Here is a 23,393-nt window from a genome sequence, read left to right as displayed (position 1 = left end):
GATCAAGGCCTCCGCAAGCTGAATTAAACAAATACTATATTCGTTAATATTTCGATTTGTTGGGACATTTTTCCTCCATGCGGGTCAAAGGATACCTACCCGATTTTTAGCTTCGATCCACCCTGGCGGGTAGTTCAATTCGATTCCACATTGCTTTAAAATAAAGAGCAAGTCAGCAGGATCCACCTCTTGGATTTTTCGTTAATATTTTCAAGATTAAATTATTGGAGGGATATTATGAAACTGTTTATTGTTATCAACCAGACCAAGTATCGATTCAATTTCAGTAACACTGAATGTGAAGCCGATGCCCAAGTAATCCAAGCCTATGGATCAACTATCCTGCCTAGCGTTAATTTTACGCACGGACAGCACAACGAAGGATGCGATATTCCGGAATGCAGCAGTTCAGGTTATTACGATGACCACCACATGACATTCAAGCGAGACGATAATTCATATATTACTTTTTGGCATAACGATGATACGAATGAGTTCAATTACTCCACAGACGGAGTCTTTGACACAGCTCCAGTCATTCCAGGTGACGCTACGAACTCCGGTTCCAAGAAGGCGATCTATATAATGAATGACGGAACGCTTCAAATCACAGATATTCATAAGTAAGAAAACAGAGGCGGGACGCTCCGCCTCTGTTTCTTTGTGTTCCGTAAGTGTGCCCAATACGTTGGTTTGATGAACGAATTGTAGGAAACACGCCAAGAAGTTTGGAATTCACCGCCGCATTACAGCTCACTTCAATAACTGTATGGGAGGGCCCTTTTTGATCGTTTAAGAATTAGCCTAAACACAAATGAAAACAAAAGCATACTTAATTATCGGTGCAGTTGGAGGAGTAAGATCGATTGCCATTCAACTTGCCAAATTTGCAGGTTTGACTGTCATCAGTACTGTGTGTATAGACAAGAATAAGGCCCCTTGCCAATACGGGGCCTTTTTGTTATACAACTGTATAGTGCGGGCGAGACGAAATCACCCCAAACTTTTTAAGAAATTTCAATACACAATATTTTCAATGATTCAAGCTTAAACTCTTTATTCAGTTAACGTTCTCCGATATCTAGTTCGCTAGCTTGTTTCGCAAAACGCTCTCTATTTTGAGATAGATTGCGTCGGGCTTTGCCTCTTACCGCAACTGCGCATATTCTGCGACTATTTCCCCGTTTGATTGTCGAGTTTGGCATCAAATTGGTTTAGAAATATGGATGGCGCACCAAGCGGATTATGAAAATCGAATTCAAGGGACTGAGCAAAATTGCCTTTACCTGTAATCCGTAACAACATAGGCATTGGAACATGGCCATCCGGCTTCCAGATAGCAGATATTTTGTATCGGCCGAGCGGTATTTTATCCACACCGTGACCACCTGTTGGGAGTGCGTCTGCACGTGTCGTTATCATTTTGCCGACACTTCCGTCAAATAATGGTCCAACAGGCGTAAGCGTAACTTCCAAGTCTTCCATTTTGAATTGTGGCAAATTGTCGTCAAACGACCAAAAATCGGGATTGATTTCAATGTGCCCTACGACGTCTTTCAAGGTAAAATTGCGAATAGCCCCTGAACTTCCGGCAAATGGCTGATCGACGTCCGATCTTAAATAAAATCTTTGTTCCTTGCCGTTGTATTCGCGCAAGAAAGATGTAGACATTATCCAAGTCGTGGGGAGCTGCGCCAATTCGATCCGATAAAACCCATTCCCATCAGTCACAGCTTGCAAGTTGCTATCAGAAAACAATTGGTTATCTGCATTAATTGTAACCCCAGGTATTGGATTGCCTTGCGCGTTACGTAAAAAGCCTTTAACCACATAAGGCTCAGCTTCCCCTGCGGATGGTACGGGGGTCGGTTCAGGTTCAGGTTCAGGTTCCGGTATCGGAGTCGGTGTTGGAGCCGGGGACGGTTCCCCCGATTGCGGATCGGTTGTGCCTGGGGCGGCGTCCTCGATCTGAATGGTCCACACACTGCCGCTGCTGGAGAAGGCCACGTGATATCCGCTGCTCTCCGATACGAAGCGTAAAGGTACCATTGTGCGACCGCCAATGATCTGTGCGGGTACGTCTAGAGTAACCCCTTTTCCATTTACAATTGCATTTGTGCTACCGATCGTCAATTCAATGGAATGCCCATCCTTTGTTCCGATCGCTTTGCGGACAGTTCCTTCTTCCACCCATTTTACCGAAAAGCCTAAGGTTTCAAACAACTGACGGAACGGGACAAGCGTTCGACCGTCTATCACAGTCGGCTGCGCCTCGTCAAAATGGAGTTCGTTCCCTTTGAAGAATACATGGATCGCAATATCTTTTGATCCATCCGAAGATGCAGGGACCGGCGTCTGAACAGGGCCAGGCACTGGCGTCGGCGTTGGGTTAGGCGCGGGTGACGATGTTGGACTTGGTAGAGGAGCTGGCGTCCCTTCCGACGTCGTCGGTTTCTTATATTTGATTGGCTTGGAAGCAACCGTACCTTGCGGTGTTTCGATTTCTAACACGTAGGATTGCGTTTCCTTGATCGTACCGTTGTCGCTCGCGTACAGGTCGAAAGTGAGGTCGCCCTCAAACTCCCCGACAGGTTCTTTTACATCCTTCCGGAAGCCTGGATTCACAACCATGCTTTCATGGGTGGTGCCGCTTCCCGTTGTTACCGTCTTTTCCTGTACGATGCCCAGCAGCCAGCCGGTGGTCACACGATTTGTTCTCCATACACCCTGATAATTATCCTTGCCATAGTCATCGGTGGAACGCAGCACCACGGCATTAATCGTTGTTTTCTTATTGAGGCTAAGCAACAGCCTGAAATGGCCATCCTTTTTTCCCTCCGGCGTGAAATCCACGGGACCGACTACGTCAGAAGCCGTATCCAGCAGACTGAATTCCTTAATCTTTACGCCTTCAGGCGGCGTTTCTCCGAAGGCGCCCGCAATCCCAGTGAACGCGAGACAGCCTGCCAGAAGAAGTGATATTCCCGTAATTTGTTTTCCTTTACCGAATCTCATCATTTTATATCTCCTTTTTCAAAAATGCTTCGCACAGATTATCCCTTCGGCTTCGCCTCCGGTTTTGGGCCAACCGCCAGTTGTGCTTTTATTGCGGACTTTGCTTATTCCAATAACCTCCGTGTCATCAATTTACTTACTCATTCATTTTATCGCGGCAGTACTCCGGGTTCATGAGTCATGATTAGGAAATGCGCGGGATTATTTTAGGATGGCGCCGGGAATGCACTAGGAATATTCACGGCAAATTGTATTTCACGTTACATGTAGCCATCTACTCATTTATTTAAAAAAATAAGCGAATCATAGCAAATTCATCGCTTTGACAGGTGCTGTTCGACGTTTTCAAAAGCACGGGTCAGCAGAGAGACAAACATGGCTTTTTCGGCATCTGACATCCCTTGAGTGATCAGTTCTTCAGATTTCGAGAAGGCATCACTCCGCTCATTCAGAAATTGTTTGGCTTTGGCCGTTACATCGATACGGAGGTTACGTCCGTCGACAGGGTTGCTATTGCGTGTGATAAATCCGGCCTTCTCCAGACCGTTCAATAAGTTTGTCACAGACGGACCGCTTAAAGCCATTGTTTTTTCAAGATACTTCCGGTTGATCTCCATATGCTCTTCTAAGGATTGATGAATGTGACTCAAAAGAATCGCCTGCGAGGCATTCAAACCATGATCCGCCAGAAGTTGGTCGATGATTTCCCGAACCTTTTGTGCGATAAGCTTAATGTATAAACTATAGGGGTACATGTCGAAAATACTTTGCATAGGTTTCTCCTCGGATTCATGTAGATGTCTACATTATATTTTCGGTTTTTAATTTTGTCAACGCAAGCTTTCCCGTCATGATCATTCCATAAAAAAATGAAGAGCGCCCCCCCATTCGCTATGGGCTGCGTTCTCCATTTAACTGGCAGCCGTTTAGCTAAAGCACATATGCCGCCATGCTCTTCCTGCGAAAAATGCAAGAGGAGCTGCCGCGGTGCATAATTGCCAACCTTTCAATGCCCGATCCGGGGGCTATGATCAAGCCTGCATAGCATGCCCCATCGAAGCCGCCCATCCAATAACCGGATGAGCGGTTTTTTACATTCTACTTCTCCTGCTCCTTTATCACCTGCTCAATCCCCAACAGAATCAGCTTCAAGCCGAACTCAAACGCCCTGTCGGTCCCCATCAGCTCGAACAGCCCGTTCGTGAACATCCTCCGGAACAGCCCCGCTTCCGTCTCGCTCATGGAATCCAGAAGGCGAATCATCTCCTCTCCCGGATGCGCTTCCTGGTCCTTAAGGATAGCGGAGACATTACGCTCATGCTGATAATCGTCTAGAACGAAGTAGAATACATAGTTCACAAGCGTAGTAACCACTTGCATTTTCTGCTCTTGCTCAAGCGGCGTCGATTCCACACAGAGCAGCATACGGTTGGTGAACCGGATGATATCCGGCTCGTGGGGCAGCGTCATCATCATGAGCTGCGTGGAGCAGGGATACCGGCTGAGCACACTCCTTACCGTTACCGCAAGCCCCGTCAATTGCTCCTTCCAGTCCCCCTCGGATTGGAACTCCTCCAGAATGATTTTCGATACCTGGTTGGCCAGACGCTGGTAGAGATTCTGCTTGCTCTTGAAGTACCAGTACAGAGAGGGAGCCTGAATCCCAAGCCGGTCGGCCAATCGTCTCAGGCTGAATTTCTCGATGCCCTCCTCCCCCAGAAGCTCCCACGAGGCTTCAAGAATCTTATCCTCCGATATCTGAGGCTGCTGCTTTTTCATCGGTATCCACCCTTTTATCTAACAGTGTAAGTTTATGCTTTACAGGTTCATAAGTTCATGATATCATCTTACACTGTAAGGTTCAATCTAACACCGTTAGGCAGAAGGCCAAAAATAAATGAAGAAAGTAGTGACCCGCATGGATGCAGAAAACCTCCATTACTTTGAAAAAGCACCGGTCGCAAAAGCCGTAGCTCACTTCGCTGTACCGATGATGCTAGGCTCGTCAATGGGTGTCATCTATTCCATCTTGAATGCCTATTTCCTTGGTACACTGGGCAATACTGCCGTCTTAACCGCACTCGCACTCACCATGCCGTTATTTTCGGTCATTATGGCGCTAGGCAACTTGATTGGCATCGGTAGCGGTGCATTCATCTCCCGTTTGCTGGGAGAGAAAAAATATGATGATGTAAAGCATGTGTCTTCATTCGCTTTTTACAGCAGTTTAGTTCTCGGTCTTATTGTGATGGCCGTCGGCCTCCCGTTGATCGATCCAATCCTCCATGGCCTGGGGGCAACGCCTGACTCCTTCGGATTTACGAAGGACTATGTCACGATTATGCTTATGGGTTCACCATTCGTCGTATTATTCTTCACGCTGGAGATTATCGTACGCTCGGAGGGAGCAGCAATCACGTCGATGATCGGTATGATTCTCAGTGTTGTCGTAAATATTATTCTCGATGCGCTAGTTATCTTCGTCTTCCATTGGGGTGTGATCGGGGTTGCGTCTGCTGCGGTCCTTTCTAACTTGGTTGCGAGCATATTCTACGCCTTCCATATGAGATATAAGAGCCAATTCTTAACCGTCTCCATAAAATGGTTCAAGGCTACCAAGGACATTCTGAGCAATGTATTCAAAATCGGAGTTCCCGTCTTTATTATGAGTATCTTCTTGGGTGCAATGTCGCTCATCTTTAACCGTTTTCTGGTCGAATATGGGGATCAGGCAGTAGCGGCTTACGGAATATCATCGCGTTTATTGCAATTTCCTGAATTTATTCTGATGGGCTTATGCGAGGGAGTCGTGCCGCTCATTGCCTTCTCTTTTACGGCGAATAAATTGCGCATGAAGATTACCATTGGATTCACGATCAAAGTGATTGTGGCGTTAGCCGTCGTGTTCGGCGTCATCGTCTATCTGATTTCCGACCACTTGATTGGTTTATTTACGAATGACCCGCAATTAATTGAAATGGGCAGCTACATTCTGCATGTGACGTTCTTATCCTTGTTCATTACAGGAATGACCACGTTGTTTACGGGGATTTTCCAAGCAACAGCGCAAGGAACCGCCGCGTTTATTATGTCTGTTATTCAAGGAATTACTCTAATTCCTGTGTTGTATATCGCCAATCGAATGAACGGCTTCTACGGGGTGGTCTGGTCGCTCGTCATTGCGGATGCCGTCGCGTTCCTTGTTGGAGCCATCATGCTGTATATTCTGCGGAACAAATTGCAGCCGGAATTGGATAATTTAGTGCAGTAGAATATATATAACACGCAAGAAGGCAGGATAAGAGCACTCCCCCGATCCTGCCTTTTTTAGGTACGTGGACGGGGAATAGGACTCACCCGCACTTGCGATACAGTTCTCAGTAACAGGCCAAACAGTGAGTTCGGGTTCGCCGCAAGTACACGCCTCAAGGAGTACCATCTATAGAGCGAAATTGAACAGATTTGTTGAATCCTTTATCTTTACCCGCAAATACTCTGTCACCAACTCCTGTAGCGGAACAGATAGGTTACTTCTCGACACAGTGGAAAAAGTGCTCAAATCCGCACGGAGCCGGGACGCAACACATGGATAGAACGCAAATCAATCCATCTCAGCTTCGAAGTCATACCTCAGTTTTGAGCTTATGCAGTGTATATTAAACCCTTAACCAGCTATTGACTGCTCCTTCTTCCAAACGGTGCCTCGACGTTCGTGCTCAAAAATGCTCTCCAATTCGGTGGAGATTCGGGAACCCCAATTCCGTTCCGCCAAGTACATCGCAAGATCGATACCCGAGGTCACTCCGCCGCTGGACACCAAATTTCCGTCATCTACGACGCGAGCGCGAACAGGGATGGCCCCCAAAGATGGTAGTGCATCCATTCCGAGATGGTGCGTGACTGCGTGTCTGCCCTGCAGAAGACCCATCATGCCAAGGAGCGTCGAACCGCCGCATACCGTCGCCACGATCATGGCGGGGTTGGCCATCGCTTGCTGCATCAAGGGTTTAAGTGCGGATTCGGAAGCTTGCTTCAGCCACGCGAAGATAGAGCCGGGCCCGTCCCCTTGCATATCTCCCGCGCCTCCCGGTACCACGATAATGCCCGCTTCATTCGGATCCAGTTGCGCCGTAGCTTCAAGCTCCATCCCATACAACCCGCTTTTTACTTTTCTTTTGCCTTCTGCCGATACGAATTGGACGGGAGCTTCTCCTGTGGCCAGCAGTGAAGCACCTCCCAGCACTTCAAACGGTGCGATCACATCCAACATATCGAAACCTTCAAACAATACCACTTGGATTTTCAAGGTCTCCATCTCCTTACTGCGAATATTAGGACCGGACCGTCCGGTCCGTACCCATAACCAATTGTACCCTAGATTTTTTCCCTTCGCCATACACTTTCTGTGTATGTTTTGTGAACCGATGAAAATGGAAAAGCAACATCCTTTATGGATGCCGCTTATCGCTTTGATAAGAACTCCCGCTTCAAATCCATTTACTGAATCATATAGCTTCTCAACAATCTCTCCATGTATTTCATATTTCGTTGAATGGGTTCGTTGCTGCCCGTCAGCCGGCTCGCCATGATGGCTCCTTCCATCGAATCGATCAGGAAGGAAGCCAAGTCGGCGGCATCCGTGCCCGAACGAAACTCCCCATTTCGAATGCCCTGCTCGATGATGGACTGCACGAACCGGACCATGCCGCCGTAGGCAACAGCCACCTTCTGTTGAAGCTCGGGAAATGTTCCGTCGCTCTCCACTGCCGTATTCAGCAACGGACAACCGCCAGGAATCGGAGGGTTGTCTACGGCATCCTGATAAATCGCCGAGATTTTCAGGAGTTTGTCGAAGGTCGTCCTCCCCTCGCGTTCCGCTTGCACGAAGAACTCCTGCAAAATCTGCCCAGCCCTCTCGAAGGCAGCCAGTACAATCGATTCCTTGGTTTCAAACCGTCGATAAATCGCCCCTTTAGGCAAGCTGGTTGCCTGCATAATTTCCTGAATCGATGTTTGAGCGATCCCTCGTGTATTAAACAAATGCAAGGCATGGTCTATGATCTTTTCCCGTATTTCGTCTGGTTTCCTCATGCTTCTTCCTCCTTCATCATGCGATCGGCGGCGGGGGGTTCCTTATATATTGTCACAAATCGCCCAAAGTTGTCTATTGTGTTCGCTGTCGTTTCGTTCATGTGGGTCGCTCATACGGTGACCAAAAATTTCGTATCGGATCCGGGTTTCAACCAATTGCTCGCCGCCAGAGACGCTTTTACGGCCGATCGTCCGCTCTGGACATTCATGCTCCGGGCGCACATCGTTCTGGCTGTCATCGCGCTGATTACGGGGCCGGTCGGCGCCATTCGTGCCATCAGGCAAAAAGCGATCGCCTGGCACAGATGGAATGGACGTATTTATGTCCTTTCGATTCTGCTTAATGTGATTCCGGGGTTGTACATGGCCTGGTTTGTCCCGGGAAGTCTGACGGTGGTAGGTTTCCTCGTGCTGAGCGGCCTCTGGCTGGTAACGACCTGGCTCGGCTACATCCATATTCGCCGAAAGAATGTCACGCAGCATACGCGCTGGATCACACGCAGCTTTTTCCTCACCTATGCGAATCTGATCATTCATCTTCTGCTGATGCTTGGCGAACACGGCCTCCATCTGTCGCACGAAGCTTCGTATGCGCTCGCCGTATGGGGCAGCTTGTCGCTCAATTTAGTGCTGGCCGAAATCGCGCTTCGCAAGAAGTGGCTGACTTGACCGACCTTCGGATCGGACGGTCCCGGTGACGAAACAACGCTATGTGCAACGTACAGAGGAGGTTAAACGCTTATGAGGCTCTTTATCGTGGGCGCAAACGGAGGGGTCGGCAGACAGATGGTCCAGCAAGCGCTTGCGAACGGCCACCAGGTGACGACGTTCGTTCGCAAGCAAGGAGCTTTCTACTAGTCAACTGCATAAGTCATGTAATTCATAAAAGTTTTCCTATCCTTTGCTTGCACTCGTCCCATAACCACGCTGATAAAGTAGGATCGTCAAGCATTCTGTTCCCTTGTGCTTTTTGTTTCCGTACATAATAATCGCCATTAAGTTTCGTACTCGTTTCTGCCAAATAAACTAATGTTTCTGCTCCCTTTTCTGGTGTTGCAAGCAATGGCGAAAAGACTATCTTTAAAATTTTCGCGTAAAAACCCATATATCGACCAAAATCAGAGCTGATGAGTCCAGGGTGAAAGTCCGCAAACTCAATTGAATATCGTCTGTGGTACTCCCTGAACAACATCCCAGTAATAAGTTTGCTTCGAGCATAAATCGCATGAGACCGCAACCCATTCGTCCTTTGCCAATCTCTCTTGTTTATGGACGCTCCTTTATGAGAACGAGAGGAGGTATTCACGACCCGTCCATTTTTTTTCAAATGTGGGGTTAACATCAGGGTCAGTAGAAATGGAGACAATGTATTCACTTGAAAAATAGGTTCATTGCCATCCACGGTTAATCCACTCTCTGTAGGAATTCCTCCTGCATTATTCGCCAATACATCGATTCTTGAAAAATCATTTAGAAGTTGATTGGCTAGACTCCTTACACTGTTTAGATCAGTAAAGTCAGCAGTGTATGGCTTGACGCCTAACTCCTTGGCTATCCTCTCCGTTCGTTGGATTGATCTCCCCACCGGTATAACGTGAGCTCCGCATTCAAATAATTTTCTAGCCGCAGCAGCACCAACGCCTGAACTTGCACCAGTCACAACAATAATTTTTCCTTTTAATAAGGTCATCCGTTCCTCCCACATAGGACAGCACGCTGCTTAATAAACTTTCGATCAGTAACTGAGGTGAGGACAAAATCTGCAACACATGAACGAGAGATCGTCAATTTGGAAGGCGTCTTTAGAGAAGACGAAGCGACATATTTATTTTTATCGGTTTCATCAGTTAAAGATCCAAAATATGCAATAGTCCACTCGAGATTACTTTCGACCACAACTTTTTCCGCTGCGCTCAAATCAGCAAAATCTTTACGAAAAAAGGTATAGCCTAGTAATTTAATGAAAATGTTTGCATAGCTTAATGATTCACCTGCGCCATAGCTCATCAACAGCGATAATCGTTTTATATTATTAACGTTCATAGCTTGCACGACCGAACTCATTGCACGATTTAAAATCTTTCCTCCATTACCCTTTACAACCAATCCGTTTCCTAACGCAGAAATAACCGCATCATGTCCCCTCATAGCATCCTGTAATTTATGTTGCTCTTCCAATATATTGCCGATTACAACCTTTAAATTGGAGTGACTTAGTTCAAGCCCATTCGTTCTTCGTACAAAAGCAGTCACTTCATGTTTATCAGATAGGGCTTGGTTAACAATAAGCCTACCTATGCCTCCGTTTGCACCTACCACTAATAGTTTCACTTGAATCTTCTCCTTCTTATTTAAAAGTTATCGTAGCTTTTATTTGCTTTTGCTACCGCATTAGATTAGAAGAGGCTTACAATCTAAGCCCCATCCACCTAAGAATACTTGTTTATGGAGATACTCGCTTACCCGACAATTTCGAAGAAATCATACCTGTCTTTGCTTTACCTTCTAGGGTATTACCGTTAATTGTCACATCAAAATTAAGGTTTAATTTCATGGGTTTCTTCACTTGTTGCTTCCACTTCAATCTGTTTCCGATAATCTCTGTATCTTCTAAGATAGAAACATCTGTTTCATCATCGTCTGCAGTAGCCGTGCCATGAAGTTTATTGTCTCTCACCTTTAAATCATAGGTCACATGAATTTTACCAATCGCAGTCGAGATTTCAACTTTCCAAATGCCATCAATTTCTGATTGATGCTTGTTGCTCTCACCCATCTGATGGTTGGATTCCACCTCATCCTCGCCTGCATTCGAATGATAATCAACAGGTAAGGCGCCCGAATTCTTCCAAACAGTTCCTCGTTTCTCATACTGGAATAATTTTTCCACTTCATGAGCGATCCTTGGACCAAACTCTCTTTCAACAACATAAATTGCAAGATCTAAGCCAGATGTTACTCCTGCGCCAGTAATTAAATCTCCATCGTCCACAACTCTAGCATGGACAGCATTTGCGCCACTTGCGGATAGTAAATCCATTCCCATATGATGTGTAACAACGTTCCTGCCTTCTAGTACACCTGTCATTGCCATCAGCATAGAACCGCCACATACCGATGTCACTAAAATTTCCGGGTCGTTTATGGCTTTTTTTATAAGTTCTCCCAACTCTGTTTCAGAAGCATTTTTCAATTTCATTGGAATGGAATCGGGATCTCCCTCTATTAACGACCCTGCCGCACCTGGCAATAAAATAATTCCCTTCTTTGAAAGATCTAACTTTCCTTCAACTTCCATAGGGTAATTATTAACCCCACTTCGAATTAAATTGTGGCCATCGACACTTACAAACCGAACGTTAATTTCCTCTTTAGTTAATTGGCTCGCTGTAACAAATACTTCATAGGGGGCAACGACATCTAATAAATCAAACCCATCAAATAAAACGACTTGAATGTTCATTTTTACACCTCTCTTAATAATTTTTTTAATCAAACCGAATCACTAGGACCGGACCGTCCGGTTCGTTTTAATTATAACATGCTAATCATCAAATTTCCTTTAAAAATATGACTGCTTTTCAACATCTACACGGAGTACGATAATAACAGCCTTTTTGTTCTCTTCTCTTCGGTGTACAACAATATCTGGATAAAAAAATCCCCCGAATGGGGGAAATAGCTGAAAAAAAAGGGAGATCAACCGAGTATCATCCATTCCGCAGCGCGCTGCAGCGCCTGCACCCGGTTGCCCACCTCCATCTTTTTATACACATTTTTGATATGGGACTTTACGGTTTCACCTGTAATGTGAAGACGACGGGCAATTTCCTTGTTCGACAAGCCTTGGCTGATCAACTGCATAATCCTTATTTCCTGCAAGGTCAGGTTGTGCGGTTGTTGTTCCGCATCAGGGACGGCACGCAGAGCTTGAAGAAGCTGCTTGACATAAGCCGCAGAAACCGGGCGGGGATGTTTAAGCCCGCTTCCTTGCCGCAGCTTGAGGTAGCCTGCCAGCAGCTCCTCCATGCCGGTCCCTTCATCCATGAAGCTGCGGATGTACCCTTCCGGTTCCGAGAGCTGCAAAGCCATCTCCAATTGAGCGAACGCCGCCTCTATTCGGTCTAACCGCCGAAGTATGACGCTTTGCAGGATAAGCCCCTTGATGCGATCCCGGAGACGCTCCTCCTTGCTTAACAATTGATTCAACCGTTCCAGTAAATACAGCGCGTCTTCCAGCCTCCCGCACGCTGCAAGCACTCTCGCCACAACGAGATGCTCTTGCACCCGATAGAGCGAAACTTCATCCGTATGCGACAAACCGCATCTTTGCAGCCACTCAAGCGCATAGGAATGAGATCCTTGGCGCAGAGACAGACACGCTTGTTCCGCTTCGATATTTCGCATAAATAATTCATAGTCGGGAGAATCGATCTGCGCCTTCAACTGCTCAAGCAGCTCCGAAGCCCGGCCCGGGTTGCCCAGAGCCTGCTGAATCCGCGAAGCGCTGATCACGTTATGAATCATAATCCGCGCAAAGGGCTTAATATCCTGACGCGCTATCGCCCGACTCGCGTACCGATCCGCTTCTTCCAGCCGGTTCCACTCATACAGCAGCTTGCTGTAAGAAGCATACAAAAGACCGACAAAAGGATAGTTTTCTTTGTTTTCCCATACGGCAATCCATTTGGACAGGAAGGCATAACCCGCATGCAGATCGTTGATAAACGCCAAATGATCGTCAAACGAATCATATCCCTGATACCTGTTGCGCCCCATTGTTTGAAAGAAGCTGCCTTCCGGCATATGGCGTTCCGCCAGCTCGAAATATTCAGATGTACGCGCCAGGTCCTTCTGAAGATAGGAGATAATCGAACAGAAAAAGTAAATATTTCCTAGCGCCTTGTTCCATTCGGCGTCGCCCCATTGATCCCGCATCCCTTGAAAACGCACTGTCGCTTGACCCACTCTTCGGAAAGCGGCTTCCCATTCTCCAACGCCCAGCAATACCGATATATAGAACATTTCAATCATCGGCTTGTCCGCAAAGGCATTCTCCGGCAGCTTCGAGACCCATCTATGGAGTGCGACGCTTTTTGATTGCACTAACGTATGAAGATTTTTCTCAATGATCCGCACGGCATCTGGAAACTGTTCTCCTTCTATATAATGCTCTACCGCCTCTACGTCAAATCCGTAGTCCTCCAGCCATACGGCCGCCCGATGATGCGCCTGCATCCACTCTCGCCTGTCTTTCTTGAACAATAACTGCTGCAAAAAGTCGGCAAGCAAATGGTGATACCGATACCAGTTTCTATGCTCATCCAGCGGAATAATAAACAAATTCAGCTTCTCTAATCGTTCCAATTGCTCTTGGCTGTTCGATTGACCTGTTACAGCCTGACATAAGGAGTCGTTCATACGGTTCAGGACGGACGTTTGCAATAAAAAAGCAAGATCAGGCTCCGATTGATAACGAAGCACTTCTCCGAGCAAATAATCGGATATATGACGCTGCTGGCCGCCAAACCGATGAATCGTCTCGGCTATGTTCTCGCTCTGCTTTAGCGAGATTGCCGCTAGCTGCAAGCCGCTGACCCAACCTTCGGTTTGATCAAAAAGCTCTGTCACCTGCTCTTTGGTCAGCAATAAGTCGGCCGTATCGCGAAAAAAGACAATCCCCTCATCCAATTGAAACCGCAGATCGTACACGAGAATCTGGTTGCATTCGCCTTTTGCCAAAAGACTGGACGTAGGTATGGCCAATTCGGTACGGCTTGCGATATAAAGATGAATATAGGACGGCAAGCGTTCAAGCAGATCGTATAAGGAACGGTGAATTTCAGGAAGTTCAATGAAATGATAATCGTCGATAACAATAGCCAATTCGCTGGGTAAACGATGAAGCTCATTCAGCAATGCAGGGATTGTATGCTCCAAATACACGGAAGATTCTTTCTCAAGAGCATGGATCACCGTTTGGCCAAAACCCGGAACCCTCTCCTGAATGGAAGCGGTGATGCAGCTCCAAAACTGAATATAATCATTATCACTCTTATCCAGCGAGAGCCAGGCCGTAAGTGCCCCGCTTTGTCTGACCCATTCGCTTAACGCTGTCGTTTTCCCGTAACCGGCCTGCGCGGAAAGCAGCGTTAGCTTGCTCTCCATCCCTTCATTCAGCTTCCGTATGAGCTGCGGCCGGGATACCAGCGCTTTACGCACATGAGGGACGTGAAGCTTCGTGCTTGGAATCGCCTGGACTCCTTCTGCAGAACTCCGTTCCTGCTTCGCTGGTATCATTCGAGGGAGATGACCTTCTTCCCGCGAAGCGGCATTTCCCGGCTTTCTCAAGGGAGGTACATGTACGGCGATATGCTGTTTTTTGCGGACCTTGGCAAGCGTTTGTGTCATTCGCTTGACGGTTACGGGTTTCATCAGGTAGTCCAATGCGTTCATATCAAAAGCTTGAACCGCATAATGGTCATATCCGGTTACAAAGACCACATCTATGGAAGCGTCAAGCTCAAACAGAAGGCTCGATAACCTCATCCCGTTAATTTCCGGCATGGAAATATCCAGAAATGCGATATCCAGCGGATTGGCCTTCGCATATTCATAAGCTTCCCACGGGTTCAGCGAGGTATGGCAAATTTCAATCCCGCCGATTTCGGATAATACCATTTCCAGACGTTCCACCGCTAATTCTTCATCATCCACGATCATCGCTCGCAGCATCCGCTTCATCCTCCATTCTGCTTGGCCGTGTATGCAGGAATATCGAAAATCACCTTTGTGCCTGTTCCTACCGCACTTTCAATTCGAATGTTTTGTCCATATAGTAGTTTGAGCCGTTGACTTATGTTCCATAACCCGACGCCTTTCTTACCCGCGTTCGAGCACAGAATATCCTCCACCTGTCTTTCACTCATGCCGCAGCCATTGTCCTCAATCACAAAGCTGACTGCGCCGTCCGCTTCAGTCTTCATCGCTATTTTAACAGTTCCCCCGCGCAAATTGGACATCAGACCATGCCTTACGGCATTTTCCACCAGCGGCTGCAAGATCAACGGGGGAATCCGAGTATCCGGATTGGCGGTTACATCGAACTCGACAAACAATCTGGCGCCAAAACGCACCTTTTCGATATTGAGATACGCTTTGACGAGCTCCAGTTCATTTTCTATCGTGGTCAGGGAATCCAGTTGTTTGAAGTCGAAGCTTTTCCGCAAATATTGCGAAAACTCAAGCGTCAATTCCTCAGCCTTACGAGGTTCCTTGATACACAATACAGCAATGGAATTCAGCGTATTGTAGAGGAAATGAGGTTTAATCTGGGAACGCAGAAAGGCGATTTCCGCATCTCTCGCCTCGGCCTGCAATTGCCGGTTTTTTTCCGTTACTTCTTTTATCATTTCTTTGATATATACGAAAAACAGCACAGATGCGACGGAAACGATCGTATATATAACCTGGGCCTGAAAAAAATGGAGCGAAAATCCGTTCATCCAGACCCTTGTTACGCCACCGACCAGGCAATAGCAAAAAGACAGGATCAGCGCCAGGAGCAGTCTTTTGTTTTTCCCCGCCGCGGCAAAAAAGGGTTGGGCGTATAGGATTGCCGTCATGCTAATGAGCAAAGTCAGGATGGTCGAATAAACGCCGGAATCAACTCCAATATAAATCCGGTACAGGATGACTAGCGCGGATAAACTGACACCCGTTCTCCAGCCGCCATACAAGGTCCCAAGCAGCAAGGGAACGATTCGTATATCCATGCGAATACCGGAGGGTATATAGGTAGGGAAGGACATGCACAATAGGATCGACAATCCCCACAACACCGTCTGAATGATCGCTGCGTAATGATGTAATTTGGATTTTTCCGCCAAAAATACTTCGAAGGTGAATATTAACGTTGTTATCAGCGCAAGCTGCAGCAAGAAATCCTTCATGATCTCCAAATTCATAATGACTGTATCACCTTCGTCCAAATTAATGTAAGCCATTCCGAACAAGCCACGGGCTGCTGGACAGTATCTGCGCCTGCGACTTCTTCGTGCTTACAGCCCCACCCTCACGATGCGGCCCTGCCTCCAGCGAAACACTTACCACAATCATACCACGATTATGGAAAACATTGTCGTATTTTGTCACACAAAAGTCCCCCTAGAACCCGTCTCTAGGAGGATGAACATATACGGTTCAGCCTAACGGGTCTATCGGCGAAAAATGCGAAAGGAGCTGCCGCGGCGCGACAAGCTCCTAACCCGATTAATATGACCGCCCCCTAACTTCATCGCTTCAGATGAGTGAATCGTCATTGTTTTAGTACTTCCAAGAATACGCCAAGTACCTTCATAGTCTCATCCAGAGCATTAGGCTGCAAGGACTCGTTGGCAATCCAAAGCGCCGTCTCATTCAAACCACCCGAAATAAAATGGGTCATTGCATCAAGGGGAACCATCCGAAAGTATCCATGGTCGTGCATGATTCCAAGCTGCTCCCTCAATAAACGCATGGAATGGTTTTTATCCATCTCCCTCCATACTTCCCAGCCAAGAATTGCAGGGCCGTCGATTAGCATAATACGCCTATTTCGCTCTTCAACAGCAGCCATAATGAATGCGCGGCAACCTAAGTAGAGCTGCTGCCATACATCTTCACTTGCCGATGCCTCTTGCTCCACCCTTTCGGCAACCTCTCGCTGGACATCTTCAAGTACGATTCGAAACAATTCCTTCTTGCTGCGAAAATGATGATAGACCGCTCCCCGTGTCAGATTCGCCTCATGAACGATCGATTCCAGTGCCGCATCCGCATAACCGTATTCGGTAAAATGGGTTCTGGCGACATCGAGCAGCTTATGAATCGTTTCCGCAGTCGCTGCTTTATTTCTTTTCATAATCGACTAGTTCTCCATTCGCATTACTTTGCATCCCAATTTCCTATAGCTCATCTAACATAGCCAACGCATCTGGATCTCCGGACTTCGCTGACGATCTTAAAGCGTGGCCAACCATGCTCTGGCCATGCTTCCACCCGGCACTCAGCTTGTTAGCCATCCAATTTATTGTGATCTGCTTGTAATCCTTTGTCAGATCATTCAAATGATTCGCTACTGACCTTCTGACATAGTCCGAACCGTCATCCAGCAATGGCTCAAGTAAAGAAAGATTTCGCACGGGATCACCATTCAACACTTCCATTCGCTTTGCCCATGGAAGACGAGGACGAGTCCCTTCACTGACTAAACGACGCACATGAAAATTAGGATCGAAAGCCCAAGTGGATAATGTTTCAAGACATTCCTCCGAATAGCGGAGCAGATATGGGCGGATGGCATATTCCGAGGTATGGCGTTTTGTAATCTCGTACAACGCGTCCATGGAAATCCGGAAATGATTAAGACCATATTGTTCCACGAAATAGGCGATCGGCATCAGGAAGTAACCCTCGGTGAACATCCCCTGCTCACTTTCATTCTCCGGGCCAAGGATTTTTAATAAGATATCCAATTGATCAGGATAATCCAGCGGTAATGCGCTATGCAGCTCCCCGGCGATCAACCGGACCCTTGCTTTCAACTCAAGTGGTTCTGTCTGTTCCGCTACTGCATTTACAAAACTGTCGACTGGGAAACCCGAGTAGTAGGGCTTGATTAGACTGGCTAGCCGTACAGCCAGCTCCCCTCCAAAATAGTTCTTCAAAGGTACATGTGCTCCCATGCAAGTATTCCCTTATTTCCATATCTCTTCGGAATATTGGGTACTAAAATCGTTTGAAGGTGGGATGACAGTAATGATATCGATCAATACCCCGTTGGGATCGGAGGTAATGAAATGCCGCTGTCCAAAATCCTCGCTCCGGATATCGAGCTCCAGTGGTAGCTTGGCTCCCCTAATGAGACGTTCGTATTCAGCATCAACATCGTCCACTTCGAAGTTAAGAATCAGCCCTCTTACTTTTGTCCGGTATGCGTCGGGAATGGTCGGATGGGAGGCGTCAAGAATAGCCAATTCGTACGGTATGTCATTGCCGGGCATTTTCAAGCTGATATACCAGTCCGCCTCAAACATCTTATTGAATCCAAAGTGATCCTTGTAAAATGCTGCCGTGGGAATAACTTGATCTGTTAAAATGACGGGATAACAACTGGATACTTTCATAATAATACCCCTCTCGGTTATGATAGTACCCAATTTAACATACATACTGTATGTATGTAAAGTGGCCTCGGTCTAACTGCTTTGCTAGCCCCGTCTGTTTCACTCTCTGTATGCAAACTGAACCTTTGGTAGCCCTGCAACGATTACAGCGGGATGCCGAGAAGGGATTATTCGATGAACTTCTTGTGTGGAAAATTAATCGATTAGAAGCATAGTGGGCGTAATTCCCGAGTTGTGAGCAGACTTTTTCAGCCGCCGCCTGATAGGATTCCCAAGCCTCCTCCAACAAAAATACGGAATAATGCTGTTCCAGCTTAGCCAATTCGGACCGGAAGCTGCCGGCACCCCACACGGGACGCGTAAAATCTGCTGGCGGGTCAAACTTCACAGCAGCTTTATGATTTTCTGCACCGCGGCGCTCAATATTTTTCCCTTTTACACAAAAACAAGGCTGCTTTGAAATTGACTTCAAAGCAGCCTTGTTTGATTTTCCTTTACTTGCCCTTTTGCGCCAACATTTTCAGCAGCACCGTTACTGACTCTGCTCTTGTCGTTTTATCGCCCGGAGCAAATGCATTCGCGCCTTTACCTTCGATCATACTCAGCTTTTTCATGGCCCCAACTGCACCTTTCGCCCAGTCCGGAATGTCTCTGTCATCCGCAAAGCCTGTTGCCGTTGCAGCTTCAACGGACTGTCCCAGCGCTTTTGCGATCATCACTGCCATCTCCGAACGTGAAATTTCGGCGTCCGGTCGGAAAGTGCTGTCTTCATAGCCTGTAATGATGCCCGCTTGTACCGCTTGCGTGACAGCTTTCTGCGCCCACGCGCCAATCTTCGCCTTATCCGTGAACACCAGCGCCGCTCCCTCTCCTTGCGGTTTGAGTGCATTCATCAGCATCACCGCAAATTCCGCGCGCGTTACGGTTTTATCAGGCTTGAATGTACCGTCTGGGTAGCCGCCAACGATGCCAATGCTGATCGCTTTCTTGATGCTCGCCTCAGCCCAGTGTCCAGCGATGTCGCTAAAGCTAATTGTTGGTTGCGTTCCTGGTGTTGGCACTGTTGGAACTTTATCTTCAGCGAATACCGCATATTTCGTAAAGTGGTTAACTTTTATGGTGATAGTATTTCCTTTTACCTCGCCGCCGACTTCCACCCATATCTTCTTTATTTCGTCGTAGAAAAATACAGAAGGTTTTTGATTGCCCTTTAACCTTTTCGGATCGAAGGTAAAAGTCATTGTGATTTCCTGATTGAAGTTTTCCGGAAAGTTTTTTAGAATTTCGAATACCGGGCTGACCAGAACATCCTTGCTTTTAAGCAGCTTTTGTGTGTCTGCCACTTTTTCTATCGTTATTTTCAATTCTTTTCCAGACGTACCGGCAGGAATTATAATTTTGACATCATCGCCCAGACTAACCTCACCAGATTTACCGATGGGAAGCGTTAGCGTACCGTCTGTCGAGATCACTGTATTGTTTGAGGACGTTAATGATGGAGTGCCGCCATTGCTAGAAGAGCCGCCCGTGTTGTTGGCCGTCCACTTTGCATACAGGGTCGTATCTGCCGTGATCGGAATGGTGAAATTGAACAGTGCCGTCAACCCGCTGTCGCTGTACCACCCGCCGAACGTGTACCCGCTTCTCGTAGGATCAGTTGGTTTTGTCGCCTTACTGTTATAGTTCGCTGGCTGGCTGCCCACCGCTGAACCGCCGTTACTTTTGAAGCTGACAGTATACGTGTTGATCGTCCACGTTGTGTATAGTGTCACGTTGGACGTGCCCATGATGAAAGACGACCCTTCGGTATAGCTCGTTCCGCGTCCATCCGCTTCCGTATTCCAGCCTGCGAACGTATAGCCCGTCTTCACCAAATTCCTGGTGTTCCCATAAACCGAAACGGTAACTCCTTGCGCATATGAGCCACTATCAGTTGGCGCGTTGCCAGATATAGCGCCGTTGCCGTTATACGTCACCGTATACGCAGGAATCTCCGTTACGGTCCTCACCGTTACCGTATACGTTACCTTCGTTGTTCCATCCTGTGCAGTAACAATGACCTTCTTACCCGTTGCCAAAGTAGTCGCTACAGTTGTTCCATCTGCATCATATACTTCAAACGTTGCATTCGCTGCCGGGGTGATCGCTGCCTTGAGCGTAGCTAACGTTGTGCCGTATGGAATGTTCGTGATACTTTCATTCGCTGTTCCGCCTGTGCTTACCGTGCCTATCGTCGAGGTCAGCGTTGCGGCTGTGCTTAAGCCCACCGTTACCGTATACGTTACCTTCGTGGTCCCGTCCTGTGCAGTAACAATGACCTTCTTACCCGTTGCCAAAGTAGTCGCTACAGTTGTTCCATCTGCATCATATACTTCAAACGTTGCATTCGCTGCTGGGGTGATCGCTGCCTTGAGCGTAGCTAACGTTGTGCCGTATGGAATGTTCGTGATACTTTCATTCGCTGTTCCGCCTGTGCTTACCGTGCCTATCGTCGAGGTCAGTGTTGCGGCTGTGCTTACGTTCACTGTTACCGTATAAGTTACCTTCGTGATCCCGTCCTGTGCGGTAACAATGACCTTCTTGCTCGTTGCCAAAGTAGTCGCTACAGTTGTTCCATCTGCATCATATACTTCAAACGTTGCATTCGCTGCCGGGGTGATCGCTGCCTTGAGCGTAGCTAACGTTGTGCCGTATGGAATGTTCGTGATACTTTCATTCGCGGTTCCGCCTGTGCTTACCGTGCCTATCGTCGAGGTCAGTGTTGCGGCTGTGCTCGCTGTGCTCAATGTCTGAACAGGTACCGCATCGCTCTTCGCCGATTCACCGGCCGCATTGAATGCGCTCACCGCAAACGTATAGGAACTGTTCGGTGCCAGCCCGCTCACCGTATAAGTGGCGCCAGTCACAGTGGCAATCGCCGTATTGCCTCCATCCTTGTAGAGGTGATAGCCAGTCGCTCCTGATACGGCATCCCAGGATAGCGTAGTCGATGTAGCTGTCGTGCTGCTGGATTGCAAATTCGCAGGTGCTCCGGGAGAGGTCAGTTGATATACACCGTACAGTCCCGCTGCATATAGCTTGCCGTTTGCCTCCAGGAGAGAATTCAGTTGACTCGGCGAACCACTTACCTGTTCCCATTCGCCGTTGCTGTACGACCATACGTCGTTATTGCCGTTATCCGTCCCGGCATACAGCGTACCGTTCACCTCGAGTAGGGCATTCACAGTACTCGGCGCATTATTACTGCCCGCCACCCTGGTCCATTCGGGTGTAGCCGAGGTCGTATCGTAGATCCATACGTCATCGCCTTCACCGTTAGCAGTTCCCGCATATAGCTTACTGTTCATATTAAGCAAAGTATGCACATTTTTCGGCGTATGGCTGATCGTCATACGGGTCCATTCGGGCGTAGCCACGTTCAAGTCATACGTCCAAACGTCGTTCCCACTGCCCCCTGTTCCCGCATACAACGTACCATTCACATTGACCAAGGCATTTACAAACATTGGTACACTGCCTGCCGTCATCTGCGTCCATTCGGGCGAAGTCGCGGTAGTATCATAAGTCCATATGTCATTGCTGCCGTTATTCGTCCCCGCATACAGCGTACCGCCCACATTGAGCAAGGCATACACATTGCTCGGCGCAAGACTGCTCGTCATCTGCGTCCATACGGGCGTATTCACGGTCGTGTCATAAATCCATACGTCATGGTCAGTGTCATCATTAGAAGTCCCTGCATATAGCTTACCATTGACATCGATCAAGGCATACACATAGCCCGGCGAGCCGCTCATCCGTGTCCATCCACCACTGGCCGTGTACGCCCACACGGCTTTAGTGTCATCATTTGTCCCTGCATACAGCGTGCCATTGACATTCAGCAAAGTGTTCGTATTGCCTGGCAAAACACCCATTTGTGTCCACGCGCCATTCCTGTACGTCCACACGTCTTTGTTTCCGTTTTTCGTCCCTGCATACAACGTCCCGTTGTCATCAAGCATAGCATATATGTTGCCCGGAGATCCGAACATTTGCGTACATGAAGTGCTCGTACATGTCCACATATCATCGGAGGTGGAACCAGTCCCTACATACAACGTGCCGCCCACATTGAGCAAGGTTCGCGCATAACGCGGCGAATTGGAAATAGGCGTCCATGTACTGCCACTGTACGTCCAGACAGTGTGGGTTCCGCCGAAAGTCGCCGCGTACAGTGTGCCGTTGACATCAACTAAAGAAACTACATTTGTTAACGTGTTAGGCCCACTTGGCGTGCTGCTCATCGGCGTCCATGCCCCGTTACTGTACGCCCAAATGCCATTGCTTAACGTCCCTGCATATAGTGTGCCATTTACATGAATTAAGGCTTGCACGTCAGTCGGCGTATTGCTGGTCGTCATCTGTGTCCATGCAGGCGTAGTCGCAGTAGTGTCGTAAGTCCATACATCTTTACTGTTGTTAATGCCACTAGAAGCCCCCGCATATAGCGTGCCGTTTACATCGATTAAGGAATACACATTGCCCGGCGAGCCGCTCATCTGTTTCCAACCGTCACTGGCCGTGTACGTCGACACGCCGTCACCCCAAGAACCCGCATACAACGTGCCGTCCGCATCAACAAGAAAGGTTCGCACACCTGCCGGTGAGCCTTCCATCTGCGTCCAAGTGCCATTCGTGTTCTGCCATACATCATTGTTGAAGTTCCCCGTCCCTGCATACACCGTGCCGCCCACTTTGAACAAAGTTTGCACGTTGGACGGTTGCACAGTTTGTCCCACCACTGGCCAAGTCGACGACGTTGGCGAATTCGCATAGGCAGCCTTGCCTCCCCCCATGAATGGAATGAGCATGAAGGCGAGCAGACATGCCAGAACGATCCTCCCAGGTCGGGAAAACCACATCTTGAGTCCTGATGTAGATAGCTTCATAAATTCGTATACACCTCTTCATTTGTCATTATGATTGCAACCGACGATGTAGCGATACAAGATTACTTGGGCCGACAAATACCGATATTTTCCTGGCCCCGCTTGTCGATTAATGCCACTTTCTCCCCAATTCTATGACTTTCGTCCCAACAAAAAAATCCCCCATTGATGGGGGAGAGACGTTAAAATA

The 23,393-nt window shown here is 47.8% G+C and carries 18 protein-coding genes and 1 pseudogene; 5 read left to right on the top strand and 14 right to left on the bottom strand.

All coding sequences use genetic code 11. The features are described from left to right. The first annotated feature begins 237 nt into the window (after positions 1 to 237). A complete protein-coding gene (locus tag AC0LWT_RS16685; protein WP_474682390.1) occupies positions 238 to 627 on the top strand; it encodes a hypothetical protein in 390 nt (129 codons plus the stop codon). A 68-nt stretch (positions 628 to 695) separates the two neighbouring features. Further along, positions 696 to 913, top strand: a pseudogene (locus tag AC0LWT_RS16680) (zinc-binding alcohol dehydrogenase family protein); the annotation flags it as partial. Positions 914 to 1,173: 260 nt separating this feature from the next. On the opposite strand, the gene AC0LWT_RS16675 reads toward AC0LWT_RS16680, so the two are convergent. The 3 genes from AC0LWT_RS16675 to AC0LWT_RS16665 all read right to left on the bottom strand — a co-directional run bounded on the left by AC0LWT_RS16675 (position 1,174) and on the right by AC0LWT_RS16665 (position 4,794). After that, positions 1,174 to 3,018 (bottom strand): stalk domain-containing protein, encoded by a 1,845-nt coding sequence (locus tag AC0LWT_RS16675; protein WP_474682389.1) that lies wholly within the window; start codon positions 3,016 to 3,018, stop codon positions 1,174 to 1,176. 311 nt (positions 3,019 to 3,329) lie between these two features. Beyond that, positions 3,330 to 3,788: a MarR family winged helix-turn-helix transcriptional regulator gene (locus AC0LWT_RS16670; RefSeq protein ID WP_474682388.1), complete on the bottom strand. Its 459-nt coding sequence runs from the start codon at positions 3,786 to 3,788 to the stop codon at positions 3,330 to 3,332. A gap of 325 nt (positions 3,789 to 4,113) precedes the next feature. Then, positions 4,114 to 4,794 carry a TetR/AcrR family transcriptional regulator gene (locus AC0LWT_RS16665; protein ID WP_474682387.1) on the bottom strand — a complete coding sequence of 227 codons (681 nt, stop codon included), beginning with the start codon at positions 4,792 to 4,794 and terminating at the stop codon, positions 4,114 to 4,116. Positions 4,795 to 4,933: 139 nt separating this feature from the next. On the opposite strand from AC0LWT_RS16665, the gene AC0LWT_RS16660 reads away from it, so the two are divergent. Further along, positions 4,934 to 6,286: an MATE family efflux transporter gene (locus AC0LWT_RS16660; RefSeq protein ID WP_474682550.1), complete on the top strand. Its 1,353-nt coding sequence runs from the start codon at positions 4,934 to 4,936 to the stop codon at positions 6,284 to 6,286. Positions 6,287 to 6,679: 393 nt separating this feature from the next. Here AC0LWT_RS16660 and AC0LWT_RS16655 read toward each other — a convergent pair whose 3' ends face one another. Together AC0LWT_RS16655 and AC0LWT_RS16650 are read right to left on the bottom strand one after the other, a co-directional pair. Then, positions 6,680 to 7,321 (bottom strand): DJ-1/PfpI family protein, encoded by a 642-nt coding sequence (locus tag AC0LWT_RS16655; protein WP_474682386.1) that lies wholly within the window; start codon positions 7,319 to 7,321, stop codon positions 6,680 to 6,682. 191 nt (positions 7,322 to 7,512) lie between these two features. After that, complete coding sequence (locus tag AC0LWT_RS16650; protein WP_474682385.1) at positions 7,513 to 8,106, bottom strand: TetR/AcrR family transcriptional regulator; 594 nt, start codon at positions 8,104 to 8,106, stop codon at positions 7,513 to 7,515. Positions 8,107 to 8,184: 78 nt separating this feature from the next. Between AC0LWT_RS16650 and AC0LWT_RS16645 the strand changes: the two genes are divergently transcribed. Together AC0LWT_RS16645 and AC0LWT_RS16640 are read left to right on the top strand one after the other, a co-directional pair. Then, complete coding sequence (locus tag AC0LWT_RS16645; RefSeq protein ID WP_474682384.1) at positions 8,185 to 8,775, top strand: DUF2306 domain-containing protein; 591 nt, start codon at positions 8,185 to 8,187, stop codon at positions 8,773 to 8,775. A gap of 72 nt (positions 8,776 to 8,847) precedes the next feature. Continuing rightward, positions 8,848 to 8,964, top strand: coding sequence for an NAD(P)H-binding protein (locus AC0LWT_RS16640; RefSeq protein WP_474682383.1), 117 nt, complete (start codon positions 8,848 to 8,850; stop codon positions 8,962 to 8,964). Positions 8,965 to 8,986: 22 nt separating this feature from the next. On the opposite strand, the gene AC0LWT_RS16635 is transcribed toward AC0LWT_RS16640, so the two are convergent. From AC0LWT_RS16635 to AC0LWT_RS16595, 9 genes are all read right to left on the bottom strand, one after another. Continuing rightward, positions 8,987 to 9,796 (bottom strand): SDR family NAD(P)-dependent oxidoreductase, encoded by an 810-nt coding sequence (locus AC0LWT_RS16635; RefSeq protein ID WP_474682382.1) that lies wholly within the window; start codon positions 9,794 to 9,796, stop codon positions 8,987 to 8,989. Beyond that, on the bottom strand, positions 9,793 to 10,437 hold the full coding sequence (locus tag AC0LWT_RS16630; protein ID WP_474682381.1) for an NAD(P)-dependent oxidoreductase: 645 nt from the start codon (positions 10,435 to 10,437) through the stop codon (positions 9,793 to 9,795). The genes AC0LWT_RS16635 and AC0LWT_RS16630 overlap by 4 nt, the downstream gene beginning before the upstream one ends. A 112-nt stretch (positions 10,438 to 10,549) precedes the next feature. Continuing rightward, complete coding sequence (locus AC0LWT_RS16625; protein ID WP_474682380.1) at positions 10,550 to 11,569, bottom strand: DJ-1/PfpI family protein; 1,020 nt, start codon at positions 11,567 to 11,569, stop codon at positions 10,550 to 10,552. 236 nt (positions 11,570 to 11,805) lie between these two features. Beyond that, on the bottom strand, positions 11,806 to 14,841 hold the full coding sequence (locus AC0LWT_RS16620) for a winged helix-turn-helix domain-containing protein (protein WP_474682379.1): 3,036 nt from the start codon (positions 14,839 to 14,841) through the stop codon (positions 11,806 to 11,808). A 5-nt stretch (positions 14,842 to 14,846) separates the two neighbouring features. Continuing rightward, positions 14,847 to 16,073: a sensor histidine kinase gene (locus tag AC0LWT_RS16615; protein ID WP_474682378.1), complete on the bottom strand. Its 1,227-nt coding sequence runs from the start codon at positions 16,071 to 16,073 to the stop codon at positions 14,847 to 14,849. 350 nt (positions 16,074 to 16,423) lie between these two features. Continuing rightward, positions 16,424 to 17,008, bottom strand: a complete 585-nt coding sequence (locus AC0LWT_RS16610; protein ID WP_474682377.1) for a TetR/AcrR family transcriptional regulator — start codon at positions 17,006 to 17,008, stop codon at positions 16,424 to 16,426. A 43-nt stretch (positions 17,009 to 17,051) separates the two neighbouring features. Further along, positions 17,052 to 17,831: a DNA alkylation repair protein gene (locus tag AC0LWT_RS16605; RefSeq protein ID WP_474682376.1), complete on the bottom strand. Its 780-nt coding sequence runs from the start codon at positions 17,829 to 17,831 to the stop codon at positions 17,052 to 17,054. 12 nt (positions 17,832 to 17,843) lie between these two features. Continuing rightward, complete coding sequence (locus AC0LWT_RS16600) at positions 17,844 to 18,272, bottom strand: VOC family protein (protein WP_474682375.1); 429 nt, start codon at positions 18,270 to 18,272, stop codon at positions 17,844 to 17,846. Positions 18,273 to 18,766: 494 nt separating this feature from the next. After that, on the bottom strand, positions 18,767 to 23,041 hold the full coding sequence (locus AC0LWT_RS16595) for an S-layer homology domain-containing protein (RefSeq protein WP_474682374.1): 4,275 nt from the start codon (positions 23,039 to 23,041) through the stop codon (positions 18,767 to 18,769). Positions 23,042 to 23,393 lie beyond the last annotated feature (352 nt).

The sequence above is a fragment of the Paenibacillus sp. sgz302164 genome, from assembly GCF_056120505.1.
Note: the sequence above shows the minus strand (reverse complement) of the source record. Positions and strands in the feature narration are given on the sequence as shown.

Coding starts and splice junctions, on each gene's coding strand:
- AC0LWT_RS16650 (WP_474682385.1), bottom strand. CDS start 8,106: ATGAGGAAACCAGACGAAATACGGGAAAAGATCATAGACCATGCCTTG.
- AC0LWT_RS16620 (WP_474682379.1), bottom strand. CDS start 14,841: ATGCTGCGAGCGATGATCGTGGATGATGAAGAATTAGCGGTGGAACGT.
- AC0LWT_RS16675 (WP_474682389.1), bottom strand. CDS start 3,018: ATGATGAGATTCGGTAAAGGAAAACAAATTACGGGAATATCACTTCTT.
- AC0LWT_RS16670 (WP_474682388.1), bottom strand. CDS start 3,788: ATGCAAAGTATTTTCGACATGTACCCCTATAGTTTATACATTAAGCTT.
- AC0LWT_RS16615 (WP_474682378.1), bottom strand. CDS start 16,073: ATGAATTTGGAGATCATGAAGGATTTCTTGCTGCAGCTTGCGCTGATA.
- AC0LWT_RS16625 (WP_474682380.1), bottom strand. CDS start 11,569: ATGAACATTCAAGTCGTTTTATTTGATGGGTTTGATTTATTAGATGTC.
- AC0LWT_RS16610 (WP_474682377.1), bottom strand. CDS start 17,008: ATGAAAAGAAATAAAGCAGCGACTGCGGAAACGATTCATAAGCTGCTC.
- AC0LWT_RS16665 (WP_474682387.1), bottom strand. CDS start 4,794: ATGAAAAAGCAGCAGCCTCAGATATCGGAGGATAAGATTCTTGAAGCC.
- AC0LWT_RS16685 (WP_474682390.1), top strand. CDS start 238: ATGAAACTGTTTATTGTTATCAACCAGACCAAGTATCGATTCAATTTC.
- AC0LWT_RS16605 (WP_474682376.1), bottom strand. CDS start 17,831: ATGGGAGCACATGTACCTTTGAAGAACTATTTTGGAGGGGAGCTGGCT.
- AC0LWT_RS16635 (WP_474682382.1), bottom strand. CDS start 9,796: ATGACCTTATTAAAAGGAAAAATTATTGTTGTGACTGGTGCAAGTTCA.
- AC0LWT_RS16640 (WP_474682383.1), top strand. CDS start 8,848: ATGAGGCTCTTTATCGTGGGCGCAAACGGAGGGGTCGGCAGACAGATG.
- AC0LWT_RS16660 (WP_474682550.1), top strand. CDS start 4,934: ATGGATGCAGAAAACCTCCATTACTTTGAAAAAGCACCGGTCGCAAAA.
- AC0LWT_RS16600 (WP_474682375.1), bottom strand. CDS start 18,272: ATGAAAGTATCCAGTTGTTATCCCGTCATTTTAACAGATCAAGTTATT.